Origin of the sequence: Streptomyces sp. AHU1, assembly GCF_045343905.1 — a bacterium.
Classification (GTDB): domain Bacteria; phylum Actinomycetota; class Actinomycetes; order Streptomycetales; family Streptomycetaceae; genus Streptomyces; species Streptomyces triticiradicis.
The window spans coordinates 445,695-468,457 of the sequence record NZ_CP174284.1; the positions used below are offsets into that span (position 1 = coordinate 445,695).

The 22,763-nt window shown below is 64.1% G+C and carries 13 protein-coding genes; 4 read left to right on the plus strand and 9 right to left on the minus strand.

Going from position 1 to position 22,763, the window contains the following annotated elements:
- Positions 1 to 9: 9 nt before the first annotated feature.
- The 6 genes from ACICHK_RS42795 to eccD form a co-directional block, all read right to left on the minus strand.
- Positions 10 to 2,598, minus strand: a complete 2,589-nt coding sequence (locus ACICHK_RS42795) for an AAWKG family protein (protein WP_406841735.1) — start codon at positions 2,596 to 2,598, stop codon at positions 10 to 12.
- Positions 2,599 to 2,649: 51 nt separating this feature from the next.
- On the minus strand, positions 2,650 to 3,117 hold the full coding sequence (locus ACICHK_RS42800) for a type VII secretion system-associated protein (RefSeq protein ID WP_406841737.1): 468 nt from the start codon (positions 3,115 to 3,117) through the stop codon (positions 2,650 to 2,652).
- A gap of 40 nt (positions 3,118 to 3,157) precedes the next feature.
- Positions 3,158 to 3,481, minus strand: coding sequence for a WXG100 family type VII secretion target (locus ACICHK_RS42805; protein WP_406841739.1), 324 nt, complete (start codon positions 3,479 to 3,481; stop codon positions 3,158 to 3,160).
- 55 nt (positions 3,482 to 3,536) lie between these two features.
- Positions 3,537 to 3,869, minus strand: coding sequence for a hypothetical protein (locus tag ACICHK_RS42810; RefSeq protein WP_406841740.1), 333 nt, complete (start codon positions 3,867 to 3,869; stop codon positions 3,537 to 3,539).
- Positions 3,870 to 4,063: 194 nt separating this feature from the next.
- Complete coding sequence (gene eccB, locus ACICHK_RS42815) at positions 4,064 to 5,530, minus strand: type VII secretion protein EccB (protein WP_406841741.1); 1,467 nt, start codon at positions 5,528 to 5,530, stop codon at positions 4,064 to 4,066.
- Between the two features lie 14 nt (positions 5,531 to 5,544).
- A complete protein-coding gene (gene eccD, locus ACICHK_RS42820; RefSeq protein WP_406841743.1) occupies positions 5,545 to 6,942 on the minus strand; it encodes a type VII secretion integral membrane protein EccD in 1,398 nt (465 codons plus the stop codon).
- 382 nt (positions 6,943 to 7,324) lie between these two features.
- On the opposite strand from eccD, the gene eccCa reads away from it, so the two are divergent.
- Complete coding sequence (eccCa, locus tag ACICHK_RS42825) at positions 7,325 to 11,278, plus strand: type VII secretion protein EccCa (RefSeq protein ID WP_406841918.1); 3,954 nt, start codon at positions 7,325 to 7,327, stop codon at positions 11,276 to 11,278.
- Positions 11,279 to 11,642: 364 nt separating this feature from the next.
- Here the strand turns inward: eccCa and ACICHK_RS42830 are convergent, their stop codons facing one another.
- Positions 11,643 to 12,929 carry a S8 family serine peptidase gene (locus tag ACICHK_RS42830; RefSeq protein ID WP_406841745.1) on the minus strand — a complete coding sequence of 429 codons (1,287 nt, stop codon included), beginning with the start codon at positions 12,927 to 12,929 and terminating at the stop codon, positions 11,643 to 11,645.
- Positions 12,926 to 16,234 (minus strand): right-handed parallel beta-helix repeat-containing protein, encoded by a 3,309-nt coding sequence (locus tag ACICHK_RS42835; RefSeq protein ID WP_406841919.1) that lies wholly within the window; start codon positions 16,232 to 16,234, stop codon positions 12,926 to 12,928. Before ACICHK_RS42835 ends, ACICHK_RS42830 begins: the two co-directional genes overlap by 4 nt.
- Positions 16,235 to 16,676: 442 nt before the next feature.
- Between ACICHK_RS42835 and ACICHK_RS42840 the strand changes: the two genes are divergently transcribed.
- Entirely contained in the window at positions 16,677 to 16,994 is a 318-nt protein-coding gene (locus tag ACICHK_RS42840; protein ID WP_406841746.1) for a YbaB/EbfC family nucleoid-associated protein, read from the plus strand.
- A gap of 231 nt (positions 16,995 to 17,225) precedes the next feature.
- On the opposite strand, the gene ACICHK_RS42845 is transcribed toward ACICHK_RS42840, so the two are convergent.
- Positions 17,226 to 17,795 (minus strand): response regulator transcription factor, encoded by a 570-nt coding sequence (locus ACICHK_RS42845; RefSeq protein ID WP_406841748.1) that lies wholly within the window; start codon positions 17,793 to 17,795, stop codon positions 17,226 to 17,228.
- A gap of 961 nt (positions 17,796 to 18,756) precedes the next feature.
- Here ACICHK_RS42845 and ACICHK_RS42850 point away from each other — a divergent pair.
- Both ACICHK_RS42850 and ACICHK_RS42855 read left to right on the plus strand, forming a co-directional pair.
- Positions 18,757 to 18,984 carry a hexameric tyrosine-coordinated heme protein gene (locus ACICHK_RS42850; protein WP_406841750.1) on the plus strand — a complete coding sequence of 76 codons (228 nt, stop codon included), beginning with the start codon at positions 18,757 to 18,759 and terminating at the stop codon, positions 18,982 to 18,984.
- Positions 18,985 to 19,749: 765 nt separating this feature from the next.
- Complete coding sequence (locus ACICHK_RS42855) at positions 19,750 to 22,599, plus strand: AfsR/SARP family transcriptional regulator (protein WP_406841752.1); 2,850 nt, start codon at positions 19,750 to 19,752, stop codon at positions 22,597 to 22,599.
- Positions 22,600 to 22,763 lie beyond the last annotated feature (164 nt).

The following is a 22,763-nucleotide window of genomic DNA, read 5'->3' on the forward strand; positions in this document are numbered from 1 at the left end:
GTACTGGGTTCAGCGCCCAAGGACTGCAGGTGCGCCGCCCTCTTCCGCGCCCCAGACATCGTCGTCCTCTGTGTCCCAGTTCACGCGCGCTGGCCCCACGCTCTGTACCGATCGGCCGGACTTTCGCGAGTCCTTCGACCGATCCGTTGGAGAGGCGCCGCTGGTGGTTGGGGTCCTGGATTTGTTGACGACCAGGTCGTTCTCGTCGTCACCGGTGGAGGACGTTCGAGATTTGGTACCGCGGCGGTTGGTGGGTCCTGAAGAGTCAGTCAGGACGTTGCGGAGGCGTTCGCCGGAGTTCCCACCTCCGCCCCCTGCGCCGCCGGCAGGCCCGCTCATGGGCATACCCCCCATAGGCATACCTCCCATGCCACCGGACGAGGACAGGGCTCCCATGCCGGCGCCGACACCGGGGGCGCCCAGCGCTCCGCCTCCGAGCGGGCTGCTGTCGTACTCCTCATAGCTTTGTCCGGCGCCGCTTGAACCGCCCGTGCCAGCGAAGTTGTTGGAGTGTCCGCTCAGGAGTCCGGAGGTGCTCCCGAATCCCTTGGGCAGCGTGAGGTGGAAATTTCCGGCGCTGCCGCTTCCGCTCTGGGCGGGGTGCAGGAGGTCCTGGGTGGTCTTCGTGCCGTCGGGGTTGGTGGTAGTGAGGTGGCCTGTCGTCGGGTCGAGTGTGGTGGTCGTTCCGTCCCGGTACGACGTGGTGAGGGTGCCGTCGGGATTGAGCACCGTCGTGCTTCCGTCGGGGTTGTGCAGGATCTGGCTGTCGTGGAGCTGGGACGTCTTGATCGTGCCGTCGGGCGCCTTGGTGGTCACCTTGCCGGTCTTGGGGTCGATGGTCTGGACCGTGCCGTCGGGGAAGGTAGTGCTGATCGTGCCGTCAGGATTCAGGTGGGTGCGCCCGCCACCGGGGGTGAGAGCTCCGCCGAGATCGTTGTTTCCGAGGAGGGAGTTCCCGCCTGTTCCTCCCCCCAGGCCGCCCAGGATCCCGCCGATGCCGCCAAGATTGCTGCCGAGGCCATTGAGGCCAGACCCGAGTTGGTTGAAGCCGTTGCCCAGGCCCGCTCCGAGGTTGGTGAAGCTGGAGTTGAAGCCGTCACCCAGACCCTTGAGTCCGGTACCGAGTTGGTTGAGGCCGTTACCGAGGCCCAATCCCAGGTTATTGAAGTTGTTCTTAAAGCCGTTTCCGAGGTTGTTCAACCCGGTGTTGAGGTTGTTGCCAAGCCCCTTGAAGTTGTTCCCGAGCCCGTTCAGACCGTTCCCAAGCCCGTTCAGACCGTTCCCAAGCCCGTTCAGACCGTTACCGAGCCCTTTGAAGCCCTGGCCCATCTTCTTCTTGAGGTCGTCGAGGCCGCCGTCGCCGCCGTCCTTGCTACTCCCCGAGGAAAGGGGACTGGTGTCCTTGTCCTCCAGGCCGAAGTCAAAGTTGCCGGCATCCGCCAACCACGTGGACGCCAGGCCCGACAAGGTAACTTTTGCAGGATTCGCAAGTTCTGTATCGGTGTGATTGTTCCAGTCGCTGAGAGCCCGCTGCCCAAGCGCCTTCCAAAAGTCGTAAGACTTGGGATCCCCGAACATGGGATTGGTGGCCTCAAAACCTTCGGCAGGCTGCAGTTCCACCGTGAGCTGCCCGTCGACCAACCGCACTGCCGGAATAAGCTTGCCGATGTTGTGGGCGCTGGACCAGGCAGCGATCTGGTCGAGGTAGTTCAAGGCCCACCAGTAGGGGTCGTGCTTGCCCTCACTCGCCCAGGACGTCCATGCATTGTTCATCTTGTCGACCGACTCTGCCAGGTGCTTCTGCGCACCCGCGACGGCATCAGCAAACTTGGACCGGGGCACATAGCCCAAGACCGTGGTATTGGTGCCCTTGTAGTTGCGCCCGCCCTGCTGGGTTACGTAACTCTCGTAGTTGGTGTGCAGATGGTGGACCAAGTTCCAGAAAACACCTGCTGCTTTTCCATGCCACGAAGAGTGTTCGCCGCCGAGGCTCTTCTCCCATGCTGCAAGGACGTCGGCCTGCTGCGCAAAAAAACCGTGAGACCGATCGAAGGCGAGCGCTGTGATGTCGAAGGACCGAAGGTCGACCGCATCGGCGTCAGCCACGGTGACACCATCGTACTGAAAGCCGCGGGTGGTGTGATTGGTCTGCAGAGTGAGCAGCGCCGAGCGGCTGCCGCCCACCCACTTGAAGAGGTCAGCGGCGGAATAGTCGGTTTCACCGATCTTCCCCGACCCGCCACCAACTCCCAGGCCGCCGCCACCTGCGATCTTTCCGACACTGAACCCAAATCGATTGGTTCCGTGGCTGGCACCCATGAGCCAGATCCTCACCTGAAAGGGGGCGATCTGATTCTGGACTCCGTCCTTGGGGGCGAAGAAGAGGTTGTAGTCCTGATCACCATCGATGGGCAGCCATCCGGCGTTCGCACCACCGCCGTTGTCGTAGCGCATGTCATCGATCTCGACACGCATAAGAGGCACGCCGTGCGTGTCGACGAGCTTTTCGAAAAGCTTGGCCCGGTCTGGCATGGAGTATCCGGTGAACAGGGTGGTGATGGCCCCCCAGTAGTCATCAGGGGAATAGGTGGCGGGCATGGCTGGCTCCGAGGCGCGGCGTGGAGGGTGACGGCGGTCAGGCTCCGGTGATCAGGCAGGCTTCGTACCGGTACCGGTGCCTGCTCCCGTGCCCGGGCCCAGATCCCGGTTCACGTCGGAAAAGACATCAAGGAACTTGCTGTCTTCAAGTGAGTCGAGCGATGTGCCTTGCGTCTTCAGCAAAGTGGAGATGGTCTCGATCAGATCATTGTGGATCTCGTTGAAAACCTTGCCCTGCCGCTCCAGGACAGTGTCAATGGACTGTGCTCCATTGGTCACAGCCTTGATGAGGGCTGATCCCTTGACCGAAGCTCCGTCCGCAGCCATGAGGCCGATGCCAAGGATCGTGTTCTCCTGAAGCGTATCCGGCGTGCCGATTCCCTCGAGCAGGCTCTTCAGGGCGCGAGCACCGAACGGCTGGTCGAGCCGAATGTTCTTCAAAGCAGTGATGAAGTCACTGAGATCGTGGTCCATGAACGATTGCAGTGTCTTCGCATCGAGATGCGTCAGGTTCGTCATATGTCTGTCCCGAGAAACGGCGGATGCGCCGGCAGCCTGCTCACGAACCGATCTTGATCTGCGACCACATGTCAGCCAGGCCGTTTTCGCTGAACTTGTAGCTGCCTGAGATTTCGTTCAGGAGGTTCGCATGCGAGTTGAGCATCGTTTCCATGTTGCGCACGGCCTGGTCCCAGGCGCGCTGCCGGTCGTGGTAGGCCGAGGCATCCTCGCCGTACCAGGACTTCACGAGCGCGTTCAGCTCCATTTCCAAGTGGGAGATGGTGTTGGCGATCGCCTTGGTCTGCATGACCATGTCTTCCGCCGCATTGTCGACGTGGTTGTAGTCGACGTAAATGCTGCCGTCGGTCAGGTTGTCTGGCATGGCGACTTCGTCTCCTCGCGCTAAGGGCCGTTACAGGGGGAACAGAGGGGCGCTGTCACGGGGTAAGCAAGTTGTAAGCCTGATTCGAGGAGGCCGAGGAGATCCAGTTGCTGTGCGCCTCCACGGTCTTACCGTGCTGCTTCAGGCTCTGGTCCAGCGCATCCATCATCTCGCTGAGGTTCTTCAGGATGACGTTGGCCTGTGCATCCCAGGACTGCAGCAACTGGGTGTAGGCGGCGCCGTCCGCGCCCTTGTAGCTGTTGGCGAGATTGCCGGCCGTACTGTCCACATCGCCCTTGCACTTGCTGATGGCCTTGTATGCCTGGTCCAGCGCATGGATGCCGTTGCGGGTGGCCGCCTCGTCAGAAATCTGGGCGTTGGATGCCATGAGCGGTTCTCCTTCGAACAGTCATGTGTATGGCGGCCGGCTGGGCTGCACAGAGCACGGCCGACGATTCACCAACCGTCACAGGGCGGCCGCGGCCAAAGAGATAGCCCGGCAATCCTCGATCGCTGGTGATCGGGAATCAATACAAATACGGGCAGGGTCTGCTGCCTTATCGGGCAACCCGAAGGATCGGCCTACTGCCTCTGAAGCGGGCCACCGCAATCAGGAGCTGTTATGCGGACCTGAGCACTACCGGCGGCAGCGTCCGTACCCAGATCTGGTCCGCTGGGAAGCATGGACAGCAACGGGGCTGGCAGACGCTCGGCGTCCGTATCCCCAAAGCCCAAAGCGGTGAGGGAATCAGTGCTAGGGATCCGGTACTTGACCCCAGTCTCTGTGACCAGGTAGGTGGTGTCACCAATCGCGCTGCCGTCTCCCGCCAGGGCGTTGACGAGCACTGCGTGGCCTGGACGTACGACGACGGCGTCGACAGGCAGACATCCCGGCTTCACCGTGCTCGTCGGCTGTTGTGCACGGGGGCCAAGAGTCTCGGCCCGGACCAGGCCAAGGGAGATCTGCACGCCGGCCCGGCTGGGATGCTGCACGGCGCAGGCCGCTGTGTCATCGGGTACGGACATGGGGTACGGCGGGGTCTCAGGCAGGGTGGTGGGAAGCAGGCGTGAACCGCTCGGCGCCAGGTACTGGCTCACTGCGGCGGAGCCCACCTGGGCCGCAACGGGGTTGGCATTCTGGTATGCCAGGGTCCGCGTCGCGGGGTCTCCCAGAATCAAAGCCGCGCCCGTCGGTGTGAGAGGCAGAAGTCCCTGCCGGGTCACCAGGTATGCCTGCGTGGCACTCGAGCCAGGGACGATGACACTCAGGATCTGTCCGACCCTTGTGTCAATGCCGCCGACACGAGGTCCGCGCTGTCCGCGGCCGGCGACCGTGGGCGCCTTCAGAGCCGGTCCTTGCGACAACGCACCGAGAAACGCAGCCGAGACGTGCCGTGGTTCCACGGCGGCGAAACCCAACGACTCCGCTGCATGGGTGGACTTGTCAAGCTCGAGACGACTCCCGCGCCACACCAGGTATTTGCTCTTGTCCGGCCCGCTGACGAGCAGAGCTTCGTCAGCCTTCGCGGGTACTTCTCCAATCGGTGCGCCTGCAACCAGGGTGGTGGAGGTCCGTCCTGCAGCGCTGGTGGCGACGCATACCTTCCAGGAACTGGTGTCCAGGGACGACGCGGCGGGCACCGAGTCGGGGGCGTCCGGGATGCCGACGGGCAATCCGATCGGGGCCCCGGACAGCGTGCCGGAATGCGCGGTTGTGGTCTTGAGGTCCTTTCCGGCAAGCAGCAGGGCTGACGCGTAGTTGAGGACCGGGTGCAGCCGCCCGTTGCTGTAGAGGTAACGGGCGCCGGTGTCGCTGTTGATCACCAGAGTGCCTGGGGCACGCCAGCTGTTGTCCTGGCCGGGTGAGAAGAATCCGAAGACGTAGGCGCCCGCAGCCACGAGTACGGCCAGCACGATCCCGACGACGGCTCCCCTGCCGGTGCGTGAGAGCGGGCTTTCGGGCGCATCGGGGTTGGCCACGAGCATGCCGGAGGAGAGGCGTTCCATGACGAACATGTGCGCCTGGACCTGATCGCGTTTGGATTGCATGTGGATGTCCCGTATCAGCTGCTGAGTCCGCGCAGCACGGCGAGGAGACCGGTGGACCACAAGATGAGCGGAAGCAGGCTGATGGCCGCAGCCGAGTGGATGAGTTCGGTGGCTCTGCCCCAGTACGGGGCCAGGCGGCGCCCGGGCACGGTCCACGCCGCGATGGTGACGACGGCGGTCAGGCTTATGAGAGCCGCTACGAGAACCAGTCGGCTCGTCGGCGCGAGACTCTCGGCACACGTGAGAGCGAATCCCGCGAAGCCGATAACTCCGGGGATGACCAGAACAAGACGCTGAGCGACGTTGACCAGGCTGCGGCCGTGCAGCAGAAGCAGCAAGGACAAGGTGCACGAAGTCAGGTCGAAGGGGAGTTTCGGGCTGCTGGCGAGCACGAGCACGGACACCGTGCAAAGAACTCCCGTAGCCGCGTACAGAGCGGTCATCCACGTGCTGGCAATTTCCGTACGTGTCGCAACATCGCTCATGGAGTGAGGTTCGATGCCTTCTTGCAGCTGTTGGGGGTTGGTGGGCATGGGCGGCATCCGCATACCGGACATCCGGAAGGCGACCGATGGAACAGTGCCGCCCAGGACTACGGCGGTGGCCGCAACAAGGGAGGCTGTAGACGCCAAGCCCAGCCCCATGAAGCCCATGACCAAACCGGCTGCTGTGGTGACGGCGCCAACCAAAGCCAGGGCGACGAACCAGGGAGTGAACACACCGCCGACAGCCAGGGCGAGGACCGCGCTTCCCGCCGCCGCGGACCCGGCTGCCAGGAGGCGAGCTCCCAACGCCGGTACGGCATTGCCATGCATGCCGACCCCAGGCATGAGCCACCCGGCGAAAGCCAGGTACGGCGTCGCTGCGAATCCGAGCACGGCCGCTGCCGTGGCGTCGGCCATGGCTCGGCTGGCGGACGCCGAGCCCGCAAGGAGCACCAGACCGATAACGGCTGCGGCAGCTGCGCTGGAGCCTGCGGGCTCCCCCGGCCATCCAAGCACGACAAGGACCGCTGCCAGGAGCGCACCGGTCACCCCGTACAGCAGCCGGCGGCTCGCCTCGGTACTCCAGCCGTGGTGACGCTCGTGCATGGTCGTCGCGATGCCGTCGATGAGATCGTCGAGCTGGACCTCGGGCATCGCTTCAGTGCGCGGGCGCAGATACAGGACATCTCCATCCGAGAGCCCGGCTGCCTCAAGACTCGCCTCTTCGTCGAAAGGTGCGCTGCCCAGGCGCTGCAGTATCCAGCCGTCGTGCTCGAGCCCCTTCTCCTCTGTTTCGTCGCCCGCATAGCGCAGCAATGCCGGCAGGAGGTCCGCGACCGGCACATCGGAAGGAACGGCCAGATCAATGCTGCGGCCGGGTGTGCGGACGGTCAGCCGGCACAGGGCTGCGGCCGAGGAGTCGGTCATCGAAGAAACCGCTTCTCCGTGGAGTGAATGGGGTAAGCGGCTTTGACACGCCGCCGATCGAGTGCACCCTACTGACGGCCGAACGGGTTGGCCGGGGCTGAGGGCACAACGGCTCTGATCCGTGAACTTTCGGGCAAGGGAAAGTCTTCGTCCTGATTCCTAGCTTCGGAAGAACTCACCGCACGAGGTACGTTTTTCGCTCTCGCGCGCCTTCGCTCGAGCGCGTGTGCCAGCCGGGAGAAGTCAGCGCCGCATCGTGCGCACCCCGCAGGCAGAAGAAGCCGGGCACCTGTCGCCGTGCCCGCGATCATGGCCGCCTGAAGGAGAATGTCCGTTGACCGTGGTGCTGTTCCGCAGGCCGGCCCGCCGCAGGGGACCGGAGATGCCCGAGGGAGAGATCAACCTCCAAGAGCCGCCCTCCTTGCCCGAAGTCGTCTCCGATACCTCGGCAATATGGACCTACCTGCCGACATCGATGATGTCGGTCTCGATGATGTTGATGTTCGTCGTTCCCGGCCGGGGCGCAGCCGGAGTCTTCAGCTACGTCGCACTGGGCGTCATGGTCGTCGCCTCTGCGGCCATGCTGGTCGGGCAGACGGTCCGCAAGAGCAGTGAGCGCAAACAGCGCTTGCGTGGCGAAAGACGTGACTACCTGCGTTATCTGGACCAAATCCGCCAGAAGGTGCGCAAAGCAGTGGCACAGCAACAGGTGGCTCTCGCCTGGCGCCACCCTGCACCGGACACGCTGCGGTCCATGGTGCGCACCAGCAGGCTGTGGGAGCGCAGGGCCACCGACGAGGATTTCGCAGAAGTCCGTCTGGCCGTCGGCGCACAACAGCTGGAACTGCGCCTCAATCCCCTGGCGACGAAGCCGGTAGAAGATCTCGAGCCCCTGTGCGCCCATGCCCTGCGCCGCATGCTTCGGGCCTACACCACCGTCCCCGACCAGCCTATCGCCGTCTACCTGCGCGCCTGGTCACGAGTCCTCTTCCGTGGCGATGACGACGCCATCAGATCTGCAGTCCGCGCGATGCTGGCCCAGGTAGCCGTCTTCCACGCGCCCGACGACGTGTGGATCGCAGTGTGCGCCGCCGACGAACGGCGGGCCGAATGGGAGTGGACGAAGTGGCTCCCGCACACCTTGCACCCTCAGGAACAGGACGGGGCAGGTCCCGCACGGATGATCGCAGGGTCGCTGACGGTGCTCGAGGATCTCCTCGGACCGGAGTTCTCCGAGCGTCCGGCCTTCGACCCGGAGGCGATGTCCAGCCGGGACGAGCCCTTCACGGTTCTGGTCCTGGACGGTGCAGTGATCCCCGCCGGGCACCGCATCAACACCCAAGGCTTCAGGAACACTGTCGTCCTCGACCTCGGCGGAGCCCTGCAGTGGAAGCCAGGCCGCACCACCCTGCGACTCGAGGTGCACCCCGACAACGTGCAACTGGTCCGCACCGACCGCAACCGTAAAGAGGAGGTCACGGATCTCGGCGTCCCTGACGCCCTTGGATCTGTGGGCGCCGAGGCGCTGGCACGGTTGGTGGCGCCATACCGGATGAGCCTCAACACCGACATCGCAGAGCCCCTTTCAGCCGATGTGCAGTTGACCACCCTGCTCGGCATCCGCGACCTGCACGAGCACACACCCGCCACCCTGTGGCACAAAGCCGTCGGCTCCTCTCGGCTGCGCGTACCCATCGCAGTGGGGGCCGACGGCACCCCCGTCGACCTGGACATCAAGGAGTCCGCGCTCGGCGGCATGGGACCGCACGGCATGCTCATCGGCGCCACCGGCTCCGGCAAGAGCGAGCTCCTGCGCACCCTGGTCCTCGCCCTGGCGCTCACCAACTCATCGGAGACACTGAACTTTGTCCTCGTCGACTTCAAGGGAGGCGCCACCTTCCTGGGACTCGACGAACTGCCCCACACCTCTGCCGTCATCACCAACCTTGCGGACGAAGTCGCCCTCGTGGCCCGTATGCAGGATGCCCTGCACGGCGAACTGATCCGCAGACAAGAACTCCTGCGCAAGGCCGGAAACTACACATCAGCCCTGGACTACGAGAAGGCACGCGCCTCAGGCACACCGCTGACCCCCATGCCCAGCCTTTTCGTGGTGGTCGATGAGTTCAGTGAACTTCTCTCCGCCCACCGCGAATTCATGGAACTGTTCGTCATGATCGGCCGCCTGGGCCGGTCCCTGGGTGTACACCTGCTGCTGGCCTCACAGCGCCTCGACGAGGGCCGCATGCACCAGCTCGAAGGACATCTGTCCTATCGCATCGGCTTGCGGACCTTCTCCGCGATGGAGAGCCGCGGTGTGCTTGGCGTTCCGGATGCCTACGAACTTCCCTCGCAGCCGGGCAGCGGCTTCCTCAAGAGCGGCGTCGAGGAACTGATCCGTTTCCGCGCAGCGTATGTTTCCGGCACCTACCTCCGGCGCCGCGGTGCCGTGGCGCAGGCCAAGGTCGCCAGCCAGGTCGTCCCCTGGACGGCCGGCTATGTAGTGCCCCGGGCTCCTGTCACCCCGGTCCCGGACGAACCCAGCAATGACGATGAGATGGCCGATGGCAAGAGCGAAACACTGCTGTCCGTAGCCCTCGACAGACTCCGCGACGCCGGGCCGCCGGCCCACGAAGTGTGGCTCCCGCCCCTGGACATGCCTCCCTCCCTGGACCAGCTGCTACCCGCGCTGCAGCCAGATGCCCGCCGCGGAATGAGCCCTGCGGGCTGGCCCGGAACGGGTCACCTCCGTATCCCGCTGGGCATCGTCGACAAGCCCTTCGAGCAGCGTCGCGACCCGATGATTGTCGATCTGTCGGCGGCCGGGGGACACGTCGCGGTGGCAGGTGGATCCCAGAGCGGCAAATCCACTATGGTCCGCACACTGATCACAGCCCTGGCTCTCACCCACTCGCCCGCCGAAGTGCAGTTCTACTGTCTGGACTTCGGTGGTGGCGCACTTTCGGCGCTGACCGGACTGCCGCACGTCGGCGGAGTGGCGGGCCGCCTGGACCGTGACCGCATCAGCCGCACCGTGGCCGAGGTCAACGCCATCCTCAACGACCGGGAGCAATTCTTCCTGGACCACGAGATCGACTCTATGGCGACCTATCGCCGCCTGCGCACACAAGGGCGCTTCGCCGACCAACCCCACGGAGACGTCTTCCTGGTGATCGACGGATGGTCGACTGTCCGGCAGGACTTCGACGCCTACATCCCCACCTTCAACCAGTTCGCCGCACGCGGGCTGAACTACGGTATCCACCTCATCGTCACCACAACCCGCTGGGTGGAACTGTCCGCCCAGGTCCGTGACCAGGCCGCCACCAAGCTGGAACTGCGGCTCGGTGACAACATGGACTCATTGATCGACATCCGCAAAGCCGACACGGTGCCGCGTACCGGCGGCCGCGGCCTGACCGAAGAAAAGCTGCACTTCCTGGGTGCCCTCCCCCGCTTCGACGGCATCCAGACCACCGAGGATCTCGCAGACGGAGTCACCGGCCTGGTCAGCCTCGTGAACGGCTACTGGCAAGGAGACAGAGCCCCCAGCGTCCGCATGCTGCCTGCTCGGCTCCCGGCCACCGAGCTCCCGGTCGCCACACGCGACGCCAACCTGCGTATCGCTCTTGGCATCGACGAAGAACGGCTGGAACCTGTCTGGCACGACTTCAGCCGCACCCCGCACCTTGTGGCGGTCGGCGACAGCGAAAGCGGCAAGACGAACCTGCTGCGTCTGGTCGCGAAAGCGGTCATGGACAAGCACTCTCCCGACGAGGCACGCATTCTCCTGGTCGACTACAGGCGAACCCTTGCCGAAGAGGTACCCGATGCCTACCGGCTGGGACACGCAGTGTCTGGCGACGCTCTGCGGGAACTCGTCGATGGTTCGGCCCGGGCGATGAAAGCCCGTATGCCCGGACCGGAGATCTCTCCCTCACGCATGCGCGCCGCCGACTGGTGGACGGGCCCCCGCCTGTTCGTACTTATTGACGACTACGACATGGTCAGCAACGGCATGATGCACGACCACCCGTTCGCGCCGTTCATGGAATACCTGGCCCTGGGGCATGAGATCGGCCTGCATCTGATCGTCTCCCGCAGCGCCACCGGATCCGGACGCGGGTTGAACGATGCACTCCTGCGGCGGATGGACGAAGTCAACACGCCCGGTCTGCTGCTGTCCTGCCCGCCCTCGGAAGGGCTCCTGTTCGGCGGCGTCAAAGCCCGTGAACTTCCCGCCGGACGCGCCCAGCATGTGGTGCGCCGCAAGGCGTCGCTCATCCAACTGGCGGTTTTGGATGAAGATTCAGCTGGTCAGGACGGGCTCATGTAGGTGTGGGCTAGGGATCAGACACCACGACGGCTTCTCGACTGCTCGCGCCTGCCAGATCCGACGCGTGGCAGTAGACCTCGCCCGAAGTCAACACACGTCGGCGGTCAGGGTACAAACCCTGGCCGGCCGGCGCCTGTCATTTCCGACGAACATCCGGGGCAGTGCGGCAGCCCAGGACAACGCCGTGAGCGCGGCCTACGAGCGCTTCAACAGACTGCGTGGTAACCGCGCACTCCGAACCCACGGGCCGCCATCCAGAACAGTTCCGGGCAGCTGTAAGCCTCCACAGAGTGCTGAACCCATCTGCCATATCGAAGGACAAATCAGATCTCGAGCGGGAAGGGATCCTGCCCGGCACGCGGACTCAGCCCGCGTTCATGCCGTCTTCCTCGGGTGGACTCCAGCGGCGGCGCTGGCCACGGGGAACAATCACTGCTGCCCAAATCACCAGGAGCCCCAACGAAAATCCCAGGCCACTGATCAGAAGGGCTCGATGCAGCACAGGTCCCTGAGACGGAGGGAACGTCAAGTGCACAGCGGATTTGTCTTGGGCTGCAGCAGGTTTGCTGTCAGTTGGCAATGCCAAGGTGAGGGCCGCGTACGGGTCGAGTCTGGGCACGTCGGCGGGATACGCGGTGGCGACGAGGCACCGTGCGGTCTGGGCTGCCGACCAGTCAGGGTGCGATGAGCGCACGAGCGCAGCTACTCCCCCAACATAGGCGGTGGCGAACGACGAGCCGGTACCGATGAAATGCCCGGAGCCGTGCGGACCGATGCCCACTACCCCGTCGCCCGGGGCGGCCAGGTCGGCGCCCACCGGCTGCGGGGCATTTTGCGGTCGAAGTCCGTTCTGCCCGACATCCAGTACGGACAGGACGCCGGCCTGTACGGCAGGCCAGGCTTTGAGCGGCTGCGACTCGCTGCTGCCTTGGGGTGAGGCGGCGGTGTCGGGGACCGCGGGCGCAACAATGAGGATGTCGTGGGCTTCGGCATCCTGAACGGCTGCGGTGAGTTCGGAGGAGGATCTCGGCAGCGCTGCCGAGACGACAATGATCTGGACTCCTGCTTCCGTCGCCTCGCGGATCCCCGTCGCGGCGGAAGCAGCTGTCGCCACGCCCAGCTCGTCGGTGCCGCGCACCGCGAGAATCCGTGCCTGGGGAGCCGCGCCAAGAATCTGCGTGCCCCGAGTGGGGCCTGCGGCGACGATACCGGCCATGAAGGTACCGTGCCCGACGCAGTCCCGTGCAGCTGAACCAACCGCGGTTACACGCCCTGCGAGAGCGGAGGCATCGGAGGAGACTCCTGTGTCAACGACTGCGACGGTGACGCCAAAGCCCTGCGTGAGGCTTCTTATCGAGGTCAGCGGGCGCTGCTGCCAGGGGAGAACCGTGACTTTCCGGGGCGACGATTTTGTGCAGTCTTGTCCTTTTGACACCTGGGCGTACATGACGGGCAGGCGCACGGCTTTCTCCCCGGGGCGGGCAGCGGCCTGCGGTATGAGCATGACCATCGCAGCCCCGCAAGTCAGGAACAGTGTGAGAAGTCGGTGCGACCGCGTAGCTGTTGTCGACCGAGGCTGGTGATCCGCCTGCTCCGGGACGGGTTTGCACGCAGACTTCCGCAGGAAGGAGCTCCGGGTTCCGTTCCTCATCGTGGGACAGCTCCGTGGTCGGCGAGGTCCTGCGGCATGAGCAGCCGGAGGTCATCCAGCGCGGGTGGCGTTGTCATGGTGCTGAGCCGACCGGCCTGACGTGTGATCATGGTTTCAAGGACGCGCCGCGCCAGACGTGCGTTACCGAACGAGCGGTCTCGAGGGATCGCTTCGAAGTGCTCGCGGAGTGCCACCGAGGTGCCGGGTCCACACTCATAGCCGCTGGTGACAGCATGATGGCGCACGATGGTGACAAGTTCATCAGACGAGTAGTCCTCGAACTCCACCCTCCGGGAGAAACGCGATGCCAGTCCCGGGTTGGATGAGAGGAAGCGTTCCATCTCACGGGTGTATCCGGCGACGATGACCACCACCTCGTCCCGGTGGTCTTCCATGAGTTTGAGGAGGGTGTCCACAGCCTCGCGGCCGAAGTCGGCGCCGGCGGATCCGCCTTCCGGAGTGAGGGTGTACGCCTCGTCGATGAAGAGCACTCCGCCCAGGGCACGTCGAAATACCTCGGCGGTGAGTTGCGCCGTGTGGCCCACATACCTTCCGACCAGGTCTGCCCGGGACACCTCGACCAGCTGTCCCTGAGGAAGGACGCCAAGGGAGACGAGGAGTTCGCCATAGAGTCGGGCCACCGTCGTCTTACCGGTGCCAGGAGGCCCAGTGAAGACGAGGTGGTGGCTGATCCGAGGCACAGGAAGGCCCGCCGCCTCGCGCTGTCGCGCAGTGGCCAGCAAATTGACCATCGCCGTGACGTCACGTTTGACCGCTCCGAGTCCGACCATGTCGTGCAGGCGAGCCAGGGCGTCTTCCTCCTCACCACCGTCGGCTTTGCCCGCTGCGGCACCCCCGGCAGATGACGCGACGTCTTCAGGCATCAGGAGAGAGAGGTCATGGCTGCTGACGTCCTGAACGGATGCCAGCCGGTGAGCCTGACGGTCGACCATCTCTTCGAAGACCTGGCGCGCCGCGCGGCCGTTGCCGAACGTGGCGTCACGAGGCATGCGCTGGAAGTGCTGGGCAAGTGCTTCACGGGCACCGTCACCCAGTTGGTACTGGTGGCGCTCGCACATGCTCTGCATGATGTCGACGAGCTCGGGCACGCTGTAGTTCTCGAATTCGATGGTGCGGGAGAACCGGGAGGCGAGTCCTGGGTTGGAGGAGAGGAAACCATCCATCTCCTTGGAGTAGCCGGCCGCCACGACGACGATGTCGTCGCGATGGTCCTCCATCAGTTTCAGCAGCGTGTCTACAGCCTCTCGGCCGAAGTCGGCGCCGGAGTTGCGGCCGTCGGCTGTCAGCGTGTACGCCTCGTCGATGAAGAGGACTCCGCCTAGGGCGCGCTGGAAAGCTTCGGTGGTCTTGATAGCTGTGCCGCCGATTACCTGTGCCACCAGGTCGGCTCTGGACACCTCGACGAGATGCCCAGAGCGCAGTGTGCCCAGTTCGGCCAGGATCGCGCCGTAGAGACGGGCCACCGAGGTCTTGCCCGTGCCGGGAGGGCCTGCAAAGACAAGGTGCCGGCTCATCGGTGGTGCAGACATGCCCAGTTGGGCCCGCCGTTGTGCGAGCTGGGTGAGGTTGACGAGGGTACGCACCTGATGTTTGACGTTGTCCAGGCCGATGAGGGCATCGAGCTCGGCCAGCGGGCCGGAGATGGCCTGCGTCGCGCCGGTGGCCGGGGCGGTCTGGCTGCGTTCGGCACCCCAGGAGTCTTCGCGATTGTTTCCGACGCTGACGAGGTTCTCGACTGCCAGGCGGCTGCCCTCGACCGTGTGAATGAGGCCTGCGCCCTCGTTGTCGCGAGCAACGCAGTTGACCAGGGAGGTAGGTTCTGCAGACTCGATGCGGAAGGCGTCCCCGGCGCTGCTGGCTGCCGTGGCTGCGTTCAGGGATGCGCGGCCGCCTGCGGCGACGAGCACACTGCTGGCGTTGCTCGCGTGGACCGTGATCCTCGTGGCGGTGAGGTCGCCTCCCGCCTCCACGATTACGCCTTCCTTGCCCGGGGATGTGATGCGGAAGTCCCGTGCGGTGACGCGGCTTTCTGATCCGACGACGATGCCTGCAGCAACGGCCTCCTCCACACCGCCGCCCCCCACGTAGACATTGGCACCGTCCTGAACGGAGATGCCTGCGCCGCTGGGCTGCTGAATAAGACAATCTTCCAGGCGTCCACGCCCTCCGTTCAGGACGACGACGCCGTCACCTCCGCAGGAGCCCACATGGGCCCTGCGCAGCAGCGGGTTGGCGCCGGTCCGTACGGTGACCCCGGCCCCCGCGGCGTTGAGAACTTCCAGACGATCGAGCTCGGCGGCGCTGTCCTCTTCGAAGAGCACGCCCGTCCCTTTGCAGTCACGTACAACAAGGCCGGTGAAAACAGGGGAGGATGAGCCCGCCACACGAAGGGCAGCCGCCTCAGAGTCTTCCAGCCAGCAGTCTTCAAAGGTGCCACGGGAACGGTCTGTGACCACGATGCCGTTGCCCTTGGTCCGTGCCGTGCGGCAGCGTCGTACGACTGGATCGGTTCTGCCCGAGAGGATGATCCCAGGGCCCGACGTTCCGGTGACCCGTACCTCTTCCAGATGGGTTCGTGAGGCACTGGCCAGGCTGACGCCGATCTCACCGTCGTGGATGACCGTACGCAGCACACGGGTGGTGCTGTCCCCTTCAAGAGCGATCGCCGGCTTGTCGGTCGAGGCGATGTCGCAGTCCTCGATCACGGTGTGGGCGTCGCCGTTGGCGAGGAGGCCGTTGCCTCGCGCATCGCGAACGGTGCTTCCTCTGACGGTTACCCGTCCTCGTTCGCTGACCACCACACCGGTGGTTCCAAGATGTTCGACGGTGCAGGACTCCACGAAGCTTTCGACGGAGGAGGTAACGACGATGCCGGCACCCGCCACATTCGTCACCCGGCAGTCGCGCATGGCCAGCGAGCCTGTTCCACGGGCAAGAACGGCAGTCCACGCGGCGCCGGATATCATGCACCCGTCCATGGCGATCTGCCCTCGGAACGAGTCTATGGTGGGCACTTCCTCGTCCCGGCCGCGCAGGACGAGGTCGGTCAGCATCATCGAGTCTGACTGAAGTACGACGGCACTCCCGCTTCTCGGGCATATCTCGACCGTTCCGCGGGACTGCTGGGCCACGATGGTGACGCGTGTGGTGACCACGAGATTTTCTTCGTACTGTCCGGGCATGACGCTGATGACCGCCCCGGTGCGTGCATTCGCCAGTGCCTCGCCGATCGTCCGATAGCTGTCCGACCGTTCCGGACAGACCGTGAGTACCTGGCGTGACACGCAGAACCTCCTTCTCGGGGCACCGAACGAAGCGCGGAACTCGGTGCCGTACACCACGGACCCATCATGCCGGGCTGGCGCTGCAATCCCTACACGGATAGGACACAAGGAGGAGCCCGGGCATGTTCCTGCCCGTTGGTACCTGATTTCTGCACGAAAGGACAAGATCGGATGAGATCCCGAGGGACTATCCTCGTAAGAAATTCGGCGGCCCGTGATATCTGTCGGTTTCGGAAGTACCGTGCATCTAAAGCATGCGGGCCAGTGCGGAATCAACACGAAGCCATAACGGATCACTAAACGGGCTTTTGGCCGAGGGTCGCGATCAGCTCGACTATATCCGGTGAAAATTTTCCACTAGGCAGCGTATCGGACTTGCACAACTCCTCATGCCGAAGCAATGGTGTTGCCGTTCCAAAATCGTGAAGGAGGACTGGTAACAATGGCTCTGTCGAGTACCCACGCACTTGTCGACCAATTCCTCCACGAGACTGCAGAGGCCAAGGAGCGCTTGGGCAGCATCCTGCAGCGAGCCGATCATTCAGTGTTCACGGGCAGCAGCGGGAACGGTCACGTGATCACAGAAGTCAATGGTTTTGGGTGGCTGCGCAGGTTGCACATCACCTCAGAAGCGCTTCAGGAGCATACAGCTCAAGCCCTTGCTGAGCTGGTTCTGTGCAGTGTGGCAGAGGCACGACGCCAGGCTTTGAACGCGCACGATGCGCGGCTGTACACCGCCGCGGCCCTTTTCGACGCATGAAACGCTCGGCGGAAAGCAGTGGCGGAGCACTCCAAGACAAGCGCATCGACACCGTGCCCGTACAGTGCGGCGGCTTCATGCTGCGGGCGCATCGACGGGCCCAGACAAACCAGGGCGCAGGTCTTGTCACCACATCAGACAACAGGTGGTCAAGCCTGGACACTGAACCGGCAGTGCCCCGCACCGCATCCGTTCACTTCTCGTTCGGACCGCCCGGCTGCGCCACGGCGATCACAGCACCCCAAGCCGCACGCCGTAGGCCACGGCATGGGTGCGATTGCGCAAACCGAGCCGCTTCGTCAGATGGTGCACGACATTTTTGATGGTGCGTTCGGAATAACACAACTTTGAGGCCACGTCGGCCGTGTCGAACCCCTCCGCGAACAATCGCAAAACGTCGATCTCGCGTTCCGAGAAACCCGAAGCGAGGTCAGTCGGCTTCCCCGACTCCAGCCGTCGGATCTCCTCTGTCAGACTCCGAATCAGCTCCGTGGGCATATGCGCATGACCGGACACTGCCGCCGTGAGGGCACGCACAACTTCGGGCAGAGTGGCGCAGTCTCGAGGCATGAACGCCACCAAGCCGTGGCTCACCGCCCGGATCGCCTGCTTCTCGCTCAGAGCAGTGGACACCAGGATGTGGCGCGGAAGGTTCTCCTCCCGCCCCGCAGCCAGCTGGGCCATCCACCCAATGAGCTCATCGTCCACCTCGTGCGTCACGCTGAGCAGGACATCGGCACGCTGCTCAAGATCGGGTGGAAGGACGACGACATTCGGGCACGAGGCCAAGTAGGCGTACACGCCATCCCTTGTCACGGGGTCCCCGGCTCGCACTACGACACTTACTGGATGCGCTTGACGTTCACCGCCCGGCACGTGGGCCTCCTACCGCGCACAGCGCTGATTCTCGATGGGAGACGACAGTAGGTACGCCGGAGGAATCAAACTCTGAGCAGACACTGACAGGCTGACGCGACTCGATCAGAGTCAGAGCGTCGGCGATCCATCATCGTGCCGCGTCCGATCGCCGCTGCGCCTCGGAGTATGCGTTGACCCGACGTTTCGTGGAGGCTTCGGCTCTGGCCTATCGATCACGCTGCCAGGGTCCCCGGTACCGGCGTCCCTGGTGTCATGGGCCCTTCACACATTTCTGACTCAGTGTCCTGGAGTTCGACTGGTCTGCATTCTCGCTCGACCGCGTGCAAGGCTGGGGCCCTTAGTGCCGTTCGCGTAGCTTGAGTGCCTTTTCGGGCATCACCTCCCGTCACTCCTTGCGCCCGGATGCAAGGGGCATATCTGATCTAGATGATTCCGCCTCGCAGACGAGCGGAGCGAGGGGCCTGACGATCCTGTTCGGCTGCTCGCATCCGATGTTTGTGATCAGCGGATCCAGGGGCCGGATCGGTGATCCGAAAACCGCCCAGCATGCTCCGGATCATGCCCACCCCGTACATGGTCCGGAGCCTGTGGGATGTCGGGCGCCAGGCGGCACGTGGCGTCGCAAGAACACGAACGGCGGCTCTCGGACCCCGGAGAGTCTTCTCAGCCGGCCACGTATGGGGCGGGAGGTACCGCTTCGACGGTGCTGAGATCGCACGCGGATGCGCCAGGAAACACCTGACGCTGTCGCGCGGCGAGTGTCCAAGACGGCTGTGCCGCACTCGCAAACGCGTCGAGGGGTCGCCAGTCAGTGCGCGGCCGTGTCCCATCGCAGGCGTTCATCCAGGCGGCAGGCTAATGAGATCAAGAATTGGAGAATGCAATGTCCGGTACGTGGTTGGCTACCCTGCAGACGGAGACCCCGGAAGACGGGTGGAACCTGGCGGTAAAGCTGTCCCGAATGGGGGTTAAGGCGACGCAGCCGTCGGACGAGGTGCGCACCCGGCTGCGTTCCGTCTACGCGGAGGATGCAGACAGTCTCATCGCGTCCTCGCAGGTCGTGGCCATGAACTTTCAGACGGTCGCAGCCGCCAACAACTACTGGCGGTGACTGCTGGCGTCCTCTTACCGCTGGCAGCACCCCATGATGGGTGCACGAGCCGAGGAGCAGGCTGCCCACCCACCGGAGTGGCCTAGAAGGATCTGGCCTGGCCGAGAGTAGATCCAGGCGATGCCGTAGCCCGGCCGGGGCTGGCACAGCGATGCGCCAGCCGGTCGACGCAGGAAAATCGTGCGCGGCGATCTTCGGATCTGTCCGCGCCAGCGCCGAGGACTGCCTGCCGTACCATCTCGCGGATCCCGGCCGGCTGGGCCCTGCACAGAACCGCTGCTCATTCCCGTGACTGGGTTTTGGTGGCCGATCGCTCTCAGGTGCAGGCCCGTTCTTTGCCGCGCCTGCTCCACACGCCATCGATCGACCGCGTCGGTGGAGCCACCGCAGACTGTGCTCGGCCTCGTGGGTCGCAAAGCAGCAGGCAGATACGGGGACGCGGAGCTTGCCGGACTGGATCGGGTGGCCGCTTGACGAGCCAGCACGAGCGCTCTCGGAAAGTCCGCCGCTCCTCTGAATGGCAAAAAATGACGTGCATCACTATATTGTGTACAACTAGATAGCGTTCGGCTGAATAGGTATCCTCAATGCCTGGAGGTAACCCGCTACACATCGGGCCAGACACGCCCACTGGCCTCATGCCGATCAGCTGGTCAGCGCTGAGACAAGGATGTCAACGATCACGCTGACCTGACATGGCATCCGGCCTCCAGGGGTCTGACCCGCCGGAGCACACGGGTGAATTTCGAGGAATGAGGCAAGATCATGACGCCAGGTCCGAGGATCGAGATACTCGGTCCGGTTCGCGTCTGGCGTGGCAACCTCGAGGTGGACCCGGGCTCCGCCCAACAGCGGACACTCCTCTCCCTCCTCGCAGCGAGGTGCGGTCATCCGGTGGTCGCAGCCGAGATCTGCAGCGTCTTGTGGGGAGACAATCCACCCAAGACAGCTACAAACATCGTTCATCGGCATGTCAGCGCGATACGACGACTCCTGGAACCCAACCTGCCCTCACGCGCCGAAGGACAGTGGATCCATCGCGCGGCAGGCGGATACCAGCTGCGCAAGGAAGCAATCGACCTCGACGTCCTACAGTTCCGCGAGTTTTGGGACCAGGCCCGTCGAGCCGGGCAAGAACATGACTATGAGTCCGCCCTCACTCTCCTGATGGAAGGACTCAATCTCTGGCACGGTCAGGCAGCACAAGGAATCGTTCCGGACGCTCGTTCACATCCTGCCTTCGAGGTTCTCGACCGAGAACAGGCGGCTGCCGCCACAGATGCAGCCGAATGGGCTCTGCGCACAGGGAAGCCCAAACTCGCACTGGAGGCGGTCCAGGCAGCCATAGTGGTGAACATCCACCACGAACCACTGCATGCCTCTCTTATCCGACTGCTCGCCGCATCAGGCAATTCCGCCCAGGCGCTCGCCGTCTACCAGACCACGCGTCTCAGACTCCGCGAAGAACTCGGCATAGACCCCGGCACCGAACTGCGCGAGGCCTATCTCGAAGTGTTGCGTTCGGATGTTCCGGTTCACGACCTTTCTTCGACCTCGTCAAACCAAGCGGCTCCCGACCGGGCACCGATGTTTTCCGTCACTCCCGCACAACTCCCCCGTGACCAAGCCACCTTCGCCGGTCGTCACAACGAACTGCGACATGCTCTGGAGCCGTTCGAGACACCCGGAAGTCATGTGTCGGCGGCGCGTGTCATGACACTCAGCGGTATGGCAGGAATCGGGAAGACCACGCTTGCTATACACCTGGCCCACCAACTGGCCGAACACTTCCCCGACGGCCAACTCCACGTTGACCTGCGGGGGTTCTCTGCCGGGGAATCCGCCTTGCCTGCAGAAGACGCCCTCCGGTTCTTCCTGGAATCGCTGGGCGTACCGGGACAACACGTTCCACACGGCACCAACGAGCGTGCCGCCCTGTACCGCAGTGTGCTGGCACAGCGCCGCGTCATGGTCGTCCTCGACAATGCTCTCGATGCAGACCAAGTACTGCCCCTCTTGCCCGTTTCGGCCGGATGCATGGCCATCGTCGCCAGTCGGCGGCCACTGCCTGCTCTCGCAGCCCTCACTGGGGCGGAGATGATCCGGCTGGACGTACTGTCGGACGAAGAAGCACACGAACTCCTCGTCCGACGCCTCGGAGCGCACCGCGTGGACAGCGAGCCGGAGGCAGCACAGGAAATCATCATGCTCTGCGATCGCCTGCCGCTGGCTCTGGCTGTCATGGCGGCCCGCGCCAGCGCTCACCCCGATTGGCCGTTGGCGGCCATCGCCGACCAGCTGCAGGAAAGCAAAGGCACCCTCGACGCTTTCAGCGACCCGGAACCCACATTGGATGCCAGGACTGTCTTCTCCTGGTCCTACCGCGCATTGAGTGACGGCGCAGCCGAGTTGTTCCGGCTCCTCGCCGTCCATCCGGGACCGGATGTCACAACCGCAGCAGCTGCCGCACTTATACAACGCGAGATTCCCGATACCCGGGACTTGCTCAGTGAACTGGTCTGCGCACGTCTCGTCACCGAACGGCTCCCCGGACGCTACACACTGCATGACCTACTGCGCGCCTACGCCTCCGAGCTTTCCCAGGAACACGACGCCGGCAGCAAGCGCCGTGACGCCTTCCATTTCCTTCTGGATCACTACACCGTCACCGCGTGCTCGGCCGATCGGCTGCTGCTGCCCGCTCGAGATCCGGTCTCAGTCAATGACGCGTGCAGCCGGCACGCCCGTGGCCCCGCTCTGCGGGATGTCGCGCACGCCGGTCGATGGTTCGCCGCGGAAAGGACAGTTCTCCTCTCTTTGCTGAAACGCGCCGCCCAGCAGAACTTCGACCAGCATGCCTGCCAGCTGGCATGGGCAATGGCGTACCTGCAGACCATCGACCAGGTGCATGACTACGCAAAGGCCTACGCGATCGGCCTGGCTGCGGCACAGCGCATGGAGGATCCCCGCCTACAGGCCTACTTCCACCGCGGCCTGGGCAATGCCTACGCCCAACTACACCGCTTCATCGAGTCGAAGGACCACTTCGACCAGGCTCACCGACTCTTCGAGCAACTCGACGATCCCCTGGAACTGGCCCGCACCCTGTACAACGCGAGTTATCTCTCCGAGGAAACAGGTGACCTGGACGCCACCCTCCATCAGGTCAGGCGAGCAGTGGCCCTCTATCGCACGTCGGACAACCAAACAGCCCTCGCTCTCTTCCTCAGCCGTCTCAGCGCCGCGCATAGGGGACGGATGGAGCTCACGGAGGCACTGGCCAGCTCACTGCAAGCTCTTGAAAGTGTCGATCTCCTCACGGACCCCCAGGACCGTGGGCGGGTCTGGCGAGACCTGGGCCTGGCGCATCATCGGCATGGTCACACGGAAGAGGCTGTCTCGTCCTTCCAACAAGCGTTGATGTTCTTTCAGCAGGCGGGCCACCGCCTGCAGGAAGCCCTCACGCTCGAAGACCTCGGCACGGCGTACCTGCAGTCAGGCAACCGTGATACCGCGCGAACCACCTTCCAAAAAGCACTCACCCTCCTGGAAACCCTGCGCCATCCAAAGGCGGCGGAGGTGCGCGACCGCCTGCAGCGGGACGCGGCTCGCTGAGCAGCCTCGCCGCAGATCCTGCCTGAGGACAGATATGTATCACCGTTGTGTGATCTCCGCGTCACACCAGAACCATGCACGCCGAAGTACATGACCCGAGTGCGACTCCATTGACAACAGCTCCACATTGAGGTAGAGGCGACAACGAGTTCAGGTCAGGCAAC